Annotated in this window: 11 protein-coding genes, 1 tRNA gene and 1 other RNA gene; 7 read left to right on the top strand and 6 right to left on the bottom strand. The window is 50.4% G+C overall.

Going from position 1 to position 14,051, the window contains the following annotated elements:
• The 4 genes from HMPREF1144_RS30760 to HMPREF1144_RS19850 all read right to left on the bottom strand — a co-directional run.
• A non-coding RNA gene (locus tag HMPREF1144_RS30760) (RtT sRNA) lies at positions 1-120 on the bottom strand; the annotation flags it as partial.
• 43 nt (positions 121-163) lie between these two features.
• A tRNA-Tyr gene (locus HMPREF1144_RS19860) sits at positions 164-248 on the bottom strand.
• Positions 249-404: 156 nt separating this feature from the next.
• The gene (purU, locus tag HMPREF1144_RS19855; RefSeq protein ID WP_004121732.1) at positions 405-1,247 is read right to left on the bottom strand and encodes a formyltetrahydrofolate deformylase; all 843 of its coding nucleotides are present in this window, start codon (positions 1,245-1,247) and stop codon (positions 405-407) included.
• Between the two features lie 42 nt (positions 1,248-1,289).
• A complete protein-coding gene (locus HMPREF1144_RS19850; protein ID WP_004851842.1) occupies positions 1,290-1,748 on the bottom strand; it encodes a YchJ family protein in 459 nt (152 codons plus the stop codon).
• A gap of 112 nt (positions 1,749-1,860) precedes the next feature.
• Between HMPREF1144_RS19850 and rssA the strand changes: the two genes are divergently transcribed.
• The 3 genes from rssA to galU all read left to right on the top strand — a co-directional run bounded on the left by rssA (position 1,861) and on the right by galU (position 4,963).
• Positions 1,861-2,769 carry a patatin-like phospholipase RssA gene (gene rssA, locus HMPREF1144_RS19845; protein ID WP_009653720.1) on the top strand — a complete coding sequence of 303 codons (909 nt, stop codon included), beginning with the start codon at positions 1,861-1,863 and terminating at the stop codon, positions 2,767-2,769.
• Positions 2,770-2,849: 80 nt separating this feature from the next.
• Positions 2,850-3,863: a two-component system response regulator RssB gene (rssB, locus tag HMPREF1144_RS19840; RefSeq protein WP_004851838.1), complete on the top strand. Its 1,014-nt coding sequence runs from the start codon at positions 2,850-2,852 to the stop codon at positions 3,861-3,863.
• Positions 3,864-4,060: 197 nt separating this feature from the next.
• A complete protein-coding gene (gene galU / locus HMPREF1144_RS19835) occupies positions 4,061-4,963 on the top strand; it encodes a UTP--glucose-1-phosphate uridylyltransferase GalU (protein ID WP_004851836.1) in 903 nt (300 codons plus the stop codon).
• Between the two features lie 134 nt (positions 4,964-5,097).
• Here galU and hns read toward each other — a convergent pair whose 3' ends face one another.
• Positions 5,098-5,505 carry a histone-like nucleoid-structuring protein H-NS gene (gene hns, locus HMPREF1144_RS19830; RefSeq protein ID WP_004121719.1) on the bottom strand — a complete coding sequence of 136 codons (408 nt, stop codon included), beginning with the start codon at positions 5,503-5,505 and terminating at the stop codon, positions 5,098-5,100.
• A 557-nt stretch (positions 5,506-6,062) separates the two neighbouring features.
• On the opposite strand from hns, the gene tdk reads away from it, so the two are divergent.
• On the top strand, positions 6,063-6,680 hold the full coding sequence (gene tdk / locus HMPREF1144_RS19825) for a thymidine kinase (RefSeq protein ID WP_014229739.1): 618 nt from the start codon (positions 6,063-6,065) through the stop codon (positions 6,678-6,680).
• A 178-nt stretch (positions 6,681-6,858) separates the two neighbouring features.
• On the opposite strand, the gene adhE is transcribed toward tdk, so the two are convergent.
• Positions 6,859-9,534 (bottom strand): bifunctional acetaldehyde-CoA/alcohol dehydrogenase, encoded by a 2,676-nt coding sequence (gene adhE / locus HMPREF1144_RS19820; RefSeq protein WP_004132197.1) that lies wholly within the window; start codon positions 9,532-9,534, stop codon positions 6,859-6,861.
• A gap of 480 nt (positions 9,535-10,014) precedes the next feature.
• On the opposite strand from adhE, the gene HMPREF1144_RS19815 reads away from it, so the two are divergent.
• From HMPREF1144_RS19815 to oppB, 3 genes are all read left to right on the top strand, one after another.
• Entirely contained in the window at positions 10,015-10,662 is a 648-nt protein-coding gene (locus tag HMPREF1144_RS19815; protein ID WP_004851832.1) for a YchE family NAAT transporter, read from the top strand.
• Between the two features lie 742 nt (positions 10,663-11,404).
• Entirely contained in the window at positions 11,405-13,036 is a 1,632-nt protein-coding gene (gene oppA, locus HMPREF1144_RS19810; protein ID WP_004851828.1) for an oligopeptide ABC transporter substrate-binding protein OppA, read from the top strand.
• An 88-nt stretch (positions 13,037-13,124) separates the two neighbouring features.
• Entirely contained in the window at positions 13,125-14,045 is a 921-nt protein-coding gene (gene oppB, locus HMPREF1144_RS19805) for an oligopeptide ABC transporter permease OppB (protein WP_004851825.1), read from the top strand.
• Positions 14,046-14,051 lie beyond the last annotated feature (6 nt).

Genomic DNA, 14,051 nt, shown 5'->3' with positions numbered 1-14,051 from the left:
AAGGATTATTCGTCGCTTCGCTCCTCACACTTCGGGCCGTTGCCTGCGGCAACGTTGTCTCGCTTTCGCTCGACTCGAACCTTGGTCGAAGATTCTCACCCTTCCCGATAAGTGCAAACATCGTTTACATTCATCGGTATTACCACAACAACGTGGTAAAGAATGGTGGTGGGGGAAGGATTCGAACCTTCGAAGTCGATGACGGCAGATTTACAGTCTGCTCCCTTTGGCCGCTCGGGAACCCCACCACGGGGTAATGCTATTTACTGGCCTGCTTCCTGCCGGAAGCGGGGCGCATCATATCAAATGAGACGCCCCTGTAAAGCATTCCTTTAGGAAAATGAAGCTGTTTGCCTGCTTTTTATCCGTAAAGGTGCAAAGCTAATCAATTCATTTCCCTGAGATTAAAGAATAATCGTACGGTTACCGTAAACAAATACCCGCTGAGCAAGAACCTGATACAGCGCGCGGCTCAGAACGTTTTTCTCGACGTCGCGGCCAGCGCGCATCATATCTTCCGCGGTGTAGGTATGATCGACGTGAATGACGTCCTGCATAATGATTGGGCCTTCATCCAGATTATCGTTCACGTAGTGTGCGGTGGCGCCAATAATCTTCACTCCGCGGTCATAGGCCTGGTGATACGGACGCGCGCCGATAAAAGCCGGCAGGAATGAGTGATGAATATTAATAATTTTATTCGGGAAACGAGAGACAAACTCTGGGGTCAAGACCCGCATGTATTTCGCCAGCACAACATAATCCGGCTCAAGGGCGGCGATCGCGTCGCCCATCTGTTTATCATGCTCTTCGCGAGTTAAACCCTCATGGCTCACCAGCTGGAAGGGAATATCAAACCGTTCAACCAGCGAGCGCAGCGTTTCGTGATTGCCGATGACGGCGGCGATTTCTACGTCCAGGCCGCCGTAATTAGCTTTCATCAGCAGATCGCCGAGGCAGTGCGCCTCTTTGGTGACCAGAATGACGACCCTGCGGCGCCCTGCTGGATTGAGTTCACGAATTGAACCTTCCGGCAGCGCGCTGTCGAGGTCCGCCAGCAGGATTGAATCATTGAAAATACCCTCGAGCTCGGTGCGCATAAAGAAGCGGCCGGTTCGGTGGTCAACAAACTCATTGTTCTGCACGATATTCAGCTCGTGCTTGTAGCAGATATTAGTGATACGCGCGATGAGGCCTTTCTGATCAGGGCAAATAGTGCGCAGTACTTTACGTTGTTGTGAATGCATCGCGGGGAAAATCCTGTAGTGTTTGCTATTTCTGCTGCTGGCTTACTGACCGCAGCATTTTTTAAATTTTTTACCTGAACCGCAAGGGCAGGGATCGTTACGACCGATTAGCGGTCGCGTGCCGTCAATATAATACCACTGTCCGTTTTCTTTTAAGAATCGGGATCGTTCAATAATGGCTCCGGAGCGGTTATCGTCAGCGTAACGAGCGATAAAGCTGACAAAGCCCTCATCCGGGTTCTTGCCCGTCTCGGAGGCAAAGACGGTGAGGCCCTGCCACTGTGTGCGGGTAAAACCGTTTTCCAGGTCTGCGCGAAACTGCTGCGCTTGACAGGAGGGGTGCCAGGTTTTAATCAGATAGTCGGCGTTTTTCATAACAAACGCGCTATAGCGGGAGCGCATCAGCTGTGACGGATCTGGCGCCAGCTGCGCGCCAGCCAGATAAGGCTGACAACATGAGCTATACTCCAGAGCGCTGCCACAGGGGCATAATGGCGACAAAACGGCCTCCACAGGAAAAAGGAAGACGGCGCTACGCCGCCAAAGCGCATTATGTTAACTGAGGTATGGCGATGATGCCATGCCCGGAGTGGAAGGATATGTTTCGTTACTCATGAGAAAGCTTAAAATTGGCCTGGCGTTAGGGGCTGGCGCCGCTCGCGGGTGGTCGCATATCGGCGTGATTAATGCCTTACGGCGGACGGGTATCGACGTCGATGTTATCGCAGGGTGCTCCATTGGCTCGCTGGTCGGGGCGGCGTACGCCTGCAATCGGCTTCCGGCCCTGGAGAAATGGGTATGCTCCTTTAGCAACTGGGACGTACTGAAGTTAATGGATCTCTCCTGGCAACGGGGTGGCCTGCTGCGGGGAGAGCGCGTGTTTAGTCAATACCGCAAACTCATGCCCGTCAGCGAGATTGAGCGCTGCGAACGTCCGTTCGCAGCGGTCACAACGAATTTAAGCACCGGTCGTGAACTGTGGTTTACGGAAGGGGATCTGCATCTGGCGATCCGTGCGTCCTGCAGTATGCCGGGTTTGATGGCGCCGGTGATGCATAATGGCTATTGGCTGGTGGATGGCGCGGTGGTTAACCCCGTGCCGGTGTCTCTGGCTCGCGCCATGGGCGCGGATATCGTCATTGCCGTTGATTTGCAGCACGATGCGCATCTGATGCAGCAGGATTTGCTGTCAATGGAAATGCCTCGTCCGGAGAGCGAGGAAGATTTTTCGTGGCATTCACGGCTGCGCACGCGCCTGGCGCGTATGACGTCACGTCGGGCGACGAGGTCGCCAACGGCGATGGAAATCATGTCGACGTCAATTCAGGTTCTGGAGAATCGCCTCAAGCGAAACCGTATGGCGGGCGACCCGCCTGATATCCTGATTCAGCCCTTTTGCCCACAAATCTCCACGCTTGACTTCCACCGGGCCGGCGAAGCTATCGCCGCCGGACATCTGGCAGTGGAAAAGAAAATGGATGAACTATTACCTTTAGTGCGTACCCCCGTGGAGCGCATTTGATGCATACTTAAGTAAATTCTGACAGGCGGTAGCGTGAATATCATGCCACTATTAAATTATCGTCAGTCAGGGGAGAGATCATGACGCAGCCATTGGCGGGAAAACAGATTCTGATAGTTGAAGACGAACCCGTTTTCCGCTCTCTTATGCACACATGGTTAGCTTCACTTGGTGCGACCATCGTACAGGCGGAAGATGGTATGGATGCACTGCAAAAAATGGCGGAGTCAAAACCCGATTTGATGATTTGCGATATCTCCATGCCGCGAATGAACGGCCTGCAGCTGGTAGAACATGTGCGTAACCAGGGCGAGCAGTTGCCGATTCTGATGATTTCAGCGACGGAAAACATGGCGGATATCGCCAAAGCGTTGCGCCTGGGCGTTCAGGATATCCTGCTTAAACCGGTTAAGGATTTCGATCGCCTGCGAGAAACCGTGTATGCCTGCCTCTATCCCAATATGTTTAATTCGCGTGTCGAAGAAGAAGAGCGCCTGTTTGAGGACTGGGATGCGCTGGTAAGCGATCCTAGCGCGGCGTCGAGGCTGCTTCAGGAGCTCCAGCCGCCGGTGCAGCAGGAGATGTCGCGTTGCCGTATTCACTATCGCCAGCTTGTCTCTGTCGATAAGCCGGGACTCGTGCTCGATATTGCGCCGCTATCAGAAAACGATCTGGCGTTTTATTGTCTGGATGTCACACGGGCAGGTGATAATGGCGTTCTGGCGGCCCTATTGCTGCGCGCGCTGTTTAATGGGTTACTGCAGGAGCAGCTCGCTCATCAGGGGCAGCGTTTGCCGGAGATGGGCAGTCTGCTAAAACAGGTTAACCAATTGCTGCGGCAGGCAAACTTACCCGGGCAATTCCCATTATTGGTAGGGTATTACCACAGCGGCTTGAAGAATTTAATTTTAGTCTCCGCGGGTTTGAATGGCACCTTGAATACGGGAGAACATCAAATTCAGATTAGTAATGGCGTTCCGTTAGGCACTTTAGGTAATGCATACCTCAACCAAATTAGTCAACGCTGCGCATCATGGCAGTGCCAAATTTGGGGGGCTGGCGGACGTTTACGCCTGATGTTGACCACGGAGTGAACAATTGTGCTTATTTTTAGGCTCGTGGGATTACCACGCGATCTTTTGTGGTGGTACTATCGCCGGGTTTAATGCGTAAAATTCCTAATTCGAAGATATCTAATCCTTTTCGGAACAGCTTTGACTGAGCAGGCTGATATACTCGATACCATATTATTAACGAGAAGTTTAAAAAACGAACAGTCCAGGAGATTTCAATGGCTGCGCTTAATTCAAAAGTAAGAAAAGCTGTCATCCCGGTTGCGGGATTAGGCACCAGGATGTTGCCCGCTACTAAGGCTATTCCGAAAGAAATGCTGCCGCTGGTAGATAAGCCATTAATTCAATATGTTGTTAACGAATGTATTGCCGCCGGGATTACCGAAATTGTTCTGGTTACGCACTCTTCGAAAAACTCTATTGAAAACCATTTCGATACCAGTTTTGAACTGGAAGCGATGCTGGAAAAACGTGTAAAACGCCAGCTGCTGGAAGAAGTCCAATCTATTTGTCCGCCGCACGTGACTATTATGCAAGTCCGTCAGGGGCTGGCTAAAGGTCTGGGCCACGCTGTGCTGTGCGCACACCCGGTAGTGGGTGATGAGCCGGTCGCGGTTATTTTACCGGACGTGATTCTTGATGAATATGAATCCGATCTGTCTCGCGACAACCTGGCCGAAATGATCGCTCGTTTCGATGAGACCGGCGCAAGCCAGATCATGGTTGAACCGGTTGCTGACGTTACCGCATACGGCGTTGTCGATTGCAAGGGCCTGGCCCTGCAGCCGGGTGAGAGCGTACCGATGGTTGGTGTCGTCGAGAAACCGAAAGCGGACGTAGCGCCTTCTAATCTGGCGGTTGTCGGTCGTTACGTGCTGAGCGCGGATATTTGGCCGCTGCTGGCCAAAACCCCTCCGGGAGCCGGCGATGAGATTCAACTGACCGACGCCATCGATATGCTGATCGAAAAAGAAACGGTAGAAGCCTATCATATGAAAGGCAAGAGCCACGACTGCGGTAATAAGCTGGGGTATATGCAGGCTTTTGTTGAATATGGCGTACGCCACAAGTCCCTGGGCGCTGAATTTAAAGCCTGGCTGGATAAAGCCGTAGCGAAGTAATCATTCGCGGCAGAATGTGAAACCGGGAGCGAGATTCGTTTCCCGGTTTTTTTATGCCCGCCCGGAACCGGTCCCGAATAACGGATAAAAAAAATCCCGCCGCAGCGGGATTTTTAAACGAACAGGATGGTTTATTACAGCAGGAAATCGTCCAGGGATTTACCTTGCTCATCCATCGCTTTCTTGATCACTGCCGGAGTACGACCCTGACCAGTCCAGGTTTTAGTTTCGCCATTTTCGTCAACGTAGCTGTATTTAGCCGGACGTGCAGCGCGCTTGGTTTTAGTTCCCGCTTTAACTGCCGCCATGGTGCTCAGCAGTTCATTAGGATCAATACCGTCAGCGATCAGCATTTCACGGTATTGCTGCAGTTTACGAGTGCGTTCTTCAATTTCCGCAGCCGCAGCGCTTTCTTCTTCACGACGTTCGTTAACGACAACTTCTAATTTTTCCAGCATTTCTTCGAGCGTTTCAAGGGTGCATTCTCTTGCCTGCGCACGAAGAGTACGGATGTTGTTCAAAATTTTAAGTGCTTCGCTCATTGTAGTAATCTCAAACTTATATTGTGGGGTGGTTTGTTGGACTAATAATAGAGCGATAAATTCAGATGTGCAATAGGGGGGAATGTAAGGAAGTCAAAATAACTTGTTATTTGTCTCGGGAATTAATTCATTTAACTTAAATTTTATGTGCGGGTTCACATCTTTTTCGCTTATAGGATGATGGAGAGGATAAGCTAAAACCCTGAGATAGTATGCTTTTTCCGATGCGCGGTGGGAAAAATTATACTTTGCATGGATAAATATCATTGTGGGTATTAGCGCAGCAGTGACGATGATGTTTAATATAAAACACTTGTCCAGGGTGGTTATAGCTATCCGAAAAATGGCTGATAAGCACAAAAGGGCAATAGTGGCGTCTGCGTGGCCGTCTGGGTCGTACGAATAGCAGGCATTACCATTCAATTAACAGGCTTAATCTTTCAGGTCTCCGCCGAGTGAGCGTTCCCGACAATACCCACACGGCGAGGGCTGATAGCGCGCGAATATATGATACAATTTTACTGCTAAAAAACACATTGATTGGGGTTACGCGGCCGATGGCACAACTTTATTTCTACTATTCAGCAATGAATGCAGGCAAGTCCACCGCTCTGTTGCAGTCATCATACAATTACCAGGAGCGAGGGATGCGCACGGTGGTTTATACGGCAGAAATTGATGACCGCTTTGGTTCCGGGAAAGTGAGTTCAAGGATCGGTCTCTCATCGCCGGCGCGGTTGTATAATACCCAAACTGCCTTATTTGCCGACATTGCAGACGAACATAAGCGTCAACCCATCCACTGCGTATTAGTTGATGAGAGCCAGTTCTTAACGCGGGAACAGGTGCGCGAGCTGTCTGAGGTGGTGGACCAGCTCGATATTCCCGTATTGTGCTATGGATTGCGGACAGATTTTCGCGGCGAACTATTTACGGGCAGTCAATATTTGCTCGCGTGGTCCGATAAGCTGGTTGAATTAAAAACTATCTGTTTCTGCGGCCGTAAGGCGAGTATGGTTTTGCGTCTCGATCAGGAGGGGCGGCCGTACAATGAGGGGGAACAGGTGGTGATTGGCGGTAATGAGCGCTATGTATCCGTATGCCGTAAACATTATAAAGAGGCGCTGAGCGAAGGCTCTCTGACCGCTGTGCAGAACAAACAGCGCAGCTGCTAATACCCACCCTTTAAATCGTCTCAGGCGCTTTTACAGCGCCTTTTTTCATTTGCTAAGCCTTTGGCCCTTGATGGTACGTTTCGGCTGTCTGAGGCGTTTTGTCGGCTGCTGAACGACAGAGACAAAAAAGCCCCATCAAAAGATGGGGCTCAGCGTTACTGGTTTTACGGCTGTGGAATTAAGCGGATTTTTTCGCTTTCTTCTCAGCTTTAGCCGGCGCGGCTTCTTTTTTCTCTTCCACGCCGCCTTCAACGTAATTACGTCCGTAGAAGGTATCCAGCAGAATCTGCTTCAGCTCAGCGATCAGCGGGTAGCGCGGGTTAGCGCCGGTGCACTGGTCGTCAAATGCGTCTTCAGACAGCTTGTCAACGTGGGCCAGGAAGTCAGCTTCCTGCACGCCAGCTTCGCGGATAGACTTAGGAATACCCAGCTCAGCTTTGATTTCGTCCAACCAGCCAAGCAGTTTTTCGATTTTCGCTGCGGTGCGGTCACCCGGTGCAGTCAGACCCAGATGGTCCGCGATTTCAGCGTAGCGACGACGTGCCTGAGGGCGGTCGTACTGGCTGAATGCTGTCTGTTTGGTCGGGTTGTCGTTCGCGTTATAGCGAATAACGTTGCTGATCAGCAGGGCGTTCGCCAGACCGTGAGGAATGTGGAACTGAGAGCCCAGCTTGTGCGCCATTGAGTGACATACCCCGAGGAAGGCGTTCGCAAACGCGATACCGGCGATGGTCGCAGCACTGTGCACACGCTCACGCGCTACCGGGTTCTTGGAACCTTCGTGGTAGGACGCTGGCAGGTTTTCTTTCAGCAGTTTCAGAGCCTGCAGCGCCTGGCCGTCAGAGAACTCGGAAGCCAGTACGGAAACGTAAGCTTCCAGGGCATGAGTCACCGCATCCAGACCACCGAAAGCACACAGTGACTTCGGCATTTCCATAACCAGGTTGGCATCAACAATCGCCATATCCGGAGTCAGGGCATAGTCTGCCAGCGGGTATTTCTGACCGGTTGCGTCATCGGTAACAACAGCGAACGGCGTAACTTCAGAGCCGGTACCGGAAGTCGTGGTGATGGCGACCATTTTGGCTTTCACGCCCATTTTCGGGAACTTGTAGATACGTTTACGGATATCCATAAAGCGCAGCGCCAGTTCTTCGAAGTGGGTTTCCGGGTGCTCGTACATAACCCACATGATTTTCGCCGCATCCATCGGGGAACCGCCGCCCAGCGCGATAATCACGTCTGGTTTGAACGAGTTCGCCAGCTCAGCGCCTTTACGGACGATGGTCAGCGTCGGGTCAGCTTCTACTTCAAAGAATACTTCAGTTTCAACGCCAGCCGCTTTCAGCACAGAGGTGATCTGGTCTGCATAGCCGTTGTTGAACAGGAAGCGGTCGGTCACGATCAGCGCGCGTTTGTGACCATCAGTAATCACTTCATCCAGCGCGATTGGCAGTGAGCCACGACGGAAGTAGATAGATTTCGGAAGTTTGTGCCACAACATGTTTTCAGCTCGCTTAGCAACGGTTTTCTTGTTGATCAGGTGCTTAGGACCAACGTTTTCAGAGATGGAGTTACCACCCCATGAACCACAACCCAGAGTCAGGGAAGGTGCGAGTTTGAAGTTATACAGGTCACCGATACCACCCTGAGAAGCAGGGGTGTTGATCAGGATACGTGCGGTTTTCATCAGCTGACCGAAGTAAGCAACGCGTTCTGGCTGGTTGTCCTGGTCGGTATACAGGCAGGAGGTATGACCGATACCGCCCATTGCCACCAGTTTTTCAGCTTTATCAACCGCGTCTTCGAAGTTCTTCGCACGGTACATTGCCAGCGTCGGAGACAGTTTTTCGTGGGCAAACGGTTCGCTTTCATCAACGTCGGTGACTTCACCAATCAGAATTTTGGTGGAAACAGGGACGGTGAAGCCGGCCAGTTCAGCGATTTTATACGCCGGTTGACCTACGATCGCGGCGTTCAGGGCGCCGTTTTTCAGGATGATATTCTGAACAGCCTTCAGCTCCTGGCCCTGCAGCAGATAGCCGCCGTGGCTGGAGAAACGTTCGCGAACGGCATCGTATACGGAATCTACAACCACAACGGATTGCTCAGAAGCACAGATAACGCCGTTATCGAAGGTTTTAGACATCAGGACGGAAGCAACGGCACGCTTGATATCAGCCGTTTCGTCGATAACAACAGGCGTGTTACCAGCGCCTACGCCGATGGCAGGTTTACCGGAGCTGTACGCCGCTTTAACCATGCCCGGACCGCCGGTCGCAAGGATCAGGTTGATATCCGGATGGTGCATCAGCGCATTTGACAGTTCAACGGAAGGCTGGTCAATCCAACCAATCAGATCTTTCGGCGCACCGGCTGCGATAGCTGCCTGCAGTACGATATCAGCCGCTTTGTTGGTCGCATCTTTAGCACGCGGATGCGGAGAGAAGATGATGGCGTTACGGGTCTTCAGGCTAATCAGAGATTTAAAGATAGCGGTTGAAGTTGGGTTAGTGGTCGGGACGATACCGCAGATAATACCAATCGGCTCAGCGATGGTGATGGTACCGAAGGTGTCATCTTCAGACAGGACGCCGCAGGTCTTTTCATCTTTATAGGCGTTATAAATGTATTCGGAAGCAAAGTGGTTTTTGATCACTTTATCTTCGACGATGCCCATGCCGGATTCGGCAACGGCCATCTTGGCGAGAGGGATTCGAGCATCTGCAGCGGCCAGAGCGGCGGCGCGGAAGATTTTGTCTACTTGTTCTTGAGTGAAACTGGCATATTCACGCTGGGCTTTTTTTACGCGCTCGACGAGTGCGTTAAGTTCAGCGACATTAGTAACAGCCATAATGCTCTCCTGATAATGTTAAACTTTTTTAGTGAATCAGTAGCTCGATTCGACAGTATAGACAGTGTGTTAACGAGTTGCATTTAAATGTTAACGTAAAGAATTTTGTGCTTCTGACTTCACCGATTGACTAAAAAAGCTTTTGTTTTTCCTTTCAGGTACCGCTGCTTTGCCTCCTCTTCTGTGTGTAAACAAGGTTACTCACTTCTGAGTACAATTTATGTGATCTAAATCAATAATCAGCCAAGCTGATACCTTTCAGCAGTTCATTTTTTGACCTGTTTGATCAAGTGTAATGATACGGTATGCTAATTGAAGACTTAAATAGCATTGCGGAAACAAATAACTAACATCCGAACTTAAATTATGCACTTATGCGTCAACAGGGATGAATTATGCTTTCAAACAGCGTATCTTCTCGCGGATATTTTATGCTGGTAACTGTCAACAGCCATTTTTAATGATGCTGCGGAGCACCCTGTGATTCAATCATTGTTTGATTTTTCAGCCTACTTTAAATTTTTCATTGGGCTATTTGCGCTGGTAAACCCGGTTGGCATTATCCCGGTTTTTATCAGTATGACCAGCTACCAGACGGCCGCGGTGCGTAATAAAACCAACCTGACAGCCAACCTGTCGGTCGCCATTATCTTGCTCACGTCGCTGTTTTTAGGCGATGCGATCCTCCAGATCTTCGGCATTTCCATTGATTCCTTCCGTATTGCGGGTGGGATTCTGGTGGTCACCATCGCCATGTCGATGATCAGCGGCAAGCTTGGCGAGGATAAACAGAACAAGCAAGAAAAATCAGAAACGGCCATTCGTGAAAGTATCGGCGTCGTGCCGCTGGCGCTGCCCCTGATGGCGGGACCCGGGGCCATCAGTTCAACCATTGTCTGGGGCACGCGTTACCATAGCATCGCCCACTTTGTGGGGTTTTCAGTCGCGATTGCGCTTTTCGCGCTGTGCTGCTGGGGCATTTTCCGTATGGCCCCCTGGCTGGTTCGCCTGCTTGGGCAAACCGGCATTAACGTGATTACCCGTATTATGGGGCTGTTGCTGATGGCTCTCGGCATCGAGTTCATCGTTACCGGGATAAAGGCGCTCTTTCCTGGCCTTGTGAATTAACCTGTGTTGCCGCGCGGAACAACGTGTTCCGCGTTTGCGCATTATCAGCAAAACATATCAAAAAAGTGATTTATCGAACTGCGATACTATTTTTTAATACTTTGATATTATTATTTATTATCAAGAAGTTATCCATTTCATTTGCCACAGGCGCGGCCTTTTACCCACATTAATCACTGTTATTTTCCTCACACCATTCTCTGGTACTTGCCGTCTGATAATCGAAATGATATTAGTAATTTCACTCATGAAGCAGATGAATGTGCTAAATAATAAGCGATTGTTAAATTTTCGTACAAAAAAACGTCTATTCGGCGATGCAGGGCACATCGTGTGAGATGTTTATACTAATTGATTGATAAATAGCATGTTAATTATTTCTGGCATGCGTGAGGGGTGATAAATCTTCGCCGCCAGAAGGCCACAAAAGAGAATCCGGTAACATATTTGCAAATTGCATTGGCGGACAATAAAGCGTTTTGGTACTTTCCGGCGTGATCTTTAGCGGAATATGTACGCAAATGAGAATTTTTATTATATAGCCCATCGGGACTACATCGCCCCTGGACAGGGGGCAAGAATCGACGTCAAGGCTGCCGTTTTGAGCAGTCGTAATAAATAAGTCGGTGATAGCAAGCAGTACTCTCTGACAGCAGCATAAACTCCTGCACTGTTCAGAATCCAGAAAAGAGAACAGGCTGGTTAAATAGCCAGTAATTATAATGATTGGAGTAACAAACACATGACCATCATCACGAAAAAAAGCCTGGTTGCCGCAGGAGTCCTCTCTGCGTTAATGACCATCAACGCCGCCGTTGCGGCAGATGTACCGGCAGGGGTACAGCTGGCGGACAAACAAACGCTGGTACGTAACAATGGCTCCGAAGTGCAGTCTCTCGATCCACACAAAATTGAAGGCGTGCCGGAGTCCAATATTAACCGCGATTTGTTTGAAGGGCTGCTGGTGAGCGACCTCGACGGCCATCCGGTCGCGGGCGTTGCGGAAAAATGGGACAACAAAGATTTTAAAGTCTGGACCTTCCATCTGCGTAAAGATGCAAAGTGGTCCGACGGCACGCCGGTCACGGCACAAGATTTTGTTTATAGCTGGCAGCGTCTGGCGGATCCGAAAACCGCGTCTCCTTATGCAAGCTATCTGCAGTATGGCCATCTAGCCAACGTTGATGACATTATCGCCGGGAAAAAACCTGCGACCGATCTGGGCGTAAAAGCGCTGGACGATCATACCTTTGAGGTGACCCTCAGCGAGCCGGTGCCGTATTTCTACAAACTGCTCGTTCACCCATCCGTTTCACCCGTACCTAAATCCGCTATTGAGAAATTTGGTGACAAATGGACCCAGCCGGCCAATATCGTCAGCAATGGTGCGTATAAATTAAAAGATTGGGTTGTTAACGAACGCATTGTTCTGGAGCGTAATACCAACTACTGGGATAACGCCAAAACCGTGATTAATCAGGTCACCTTCCTGCCGATTTCTTCTGAAGTCACCGACGTCAACCGCTACCGCAGCGGCGAAATCGATATGACCTATAACAACATGCCGATCGAACTGTTCCAGAAACTGAAAAAAGAGATCCCGAAAGAAGTTCACGTCGATCCGTATCTGTGCACTTATTATTACGAAATCAATAACCAGAAAGCGCCGTTTACCGACGTTCGCGTGCGTACTGCGCTGAAGATGGCGCTGGATCGCGACATTATTGTCAATAAAGTGAAGAATCAGGGCGACCTGCCAGCCTACAGCTATACGCCGCCGTACACCGATGGCATGAAGCTGATTGAGCCTGAATGGTTCAAGTGGTCGCAGGAAAAACGTAATGAAGAAGCGAAAAAATTGCTGGCCGAGGCTGGCTATAGCGCTGATAAGCCGCTGACTTTCAATCTGCTCTATAACACGTCCGATCTGCACAAAAAACTGGCTATCGCGGTGGCGTCTATCTGGAAGAAAAACCTCGGCGTAAACGTGAAGCTGGAAAACCAGGAATGGAAAACCTTCCTCGATAATCGCCATCAGGGCACCTTTGATGTTGCGCGCGCTGGCTGGTGTGCGGACTACAACGAACCGACCTCCTTCCTTAATACGATGCTGAGCGACAGCTCAAACAATACCTCGCATTATAAGAGCCCGGCTTTCGACAAGATTATCGCTGAAACGCTGAAAACCAGTGATGACGCGAAACGTGCGGACCTTTACGCGCAATCTGAGCAGCAGCTGGATAAAGACTCCGTCATCGTACCGGTCTTCTATTATGTCAACGCCCGTTTGGTTAAACCGTGGGTTGGTGGCTATACCGGCAAAGATCCGCTGGATAATACGTATACAAGAAATATGTACATTGTGAAGCACTAATGGCAATACGTGGGGCAGGCGTTACCGCTTGCCTCACGGTGTCTTATTTCATCGCACTATTGAAGGCACACGCCAGAAGGTACGGGCAATGTTAAAATTTATCTTACGTCGCTGTCTGGAAGCGATTCCGACGCTATTTATTCTTATTACTATCTCTTTCTTCATGATGCGTCTTGCGCCGGGAAGCCCCTTTACCGGTGAACGCACGCTGCCGCCAGAAGTCATGGCGAATATTGAAGCAAAATATCATTTAAATGACCCCATCATGACCCAATACTTCAATTATCTGAAGCAGCTGGCGCACGGTGATTTCGGTCCATCCTTTAAATATAAAGATTACTCGGTCAACGATCTGGTAGCGTCCAGCTTCCCGGTGTCCGCCAAATTAGGCTTCGCCGCATTTTTTCTCGCGGTGGTGCTTGGCGTGAGTGCCGGAGTGATTGCGGCATTGAAGCAAAATACGAAATGGGACTTTGCCGTAATGGGGGTGGCAATGACCGGGGTTGTGATACCGAGTTTCGTGGTCGCGCCCTTACTGGTCATGATATTTGCCATTACGCTGCACTGGCTGCCGGGCGGCGGATGGAACGGTGGGGCGCTGCAATATATGATTTTGCCTATGGTGGCCCTCTCCCTGGCCTATATCGCCAGTATCGCGCGTATTACCCGCGGTTCGATGATCGAAGTGCTGCACTCTAACTTCATTCGCACCGCCCGGGCAAAAGGCTTACCGATGCGCCGCATTATTCTGCGTCACGCGTTAAAGCCCGCGCTGCTGCCGGTGCTCTCCTATATGGGGCCCGCGTTTGTCGGCATTATTACCGGCTCGATGGTCATTGAAACCATTTATGGCCTGCCGGGAATTGGTCAACTGTTCGTCAACGGCGCGCTGAACCGCGACTACTCGCTGGTACTTAGTCTGACCATTCTGGTTGGCGCATTGACCATTCTGTTTAATGCGATTGTTGACGTGCTGTATGCCGTTATCGATCCGAAGATCCGTTACTAACGCTGG

Origin of the sequence: Klebsiella sp. OBRC7, assembly GCF_000293135.1 — a bacterium.
GTDB lineage: Bacteria > Pseudomonadota > Gammaproteobacteria > Enterobacterales > Enterobacteriaceae > Klebsiella > Klebsiella michiganensis.
The sequence above is the reverse complement of the archived record's forward strand: the minus strand, read 5'-3'. Positions and strand labels throughout refer to the sequence as shown.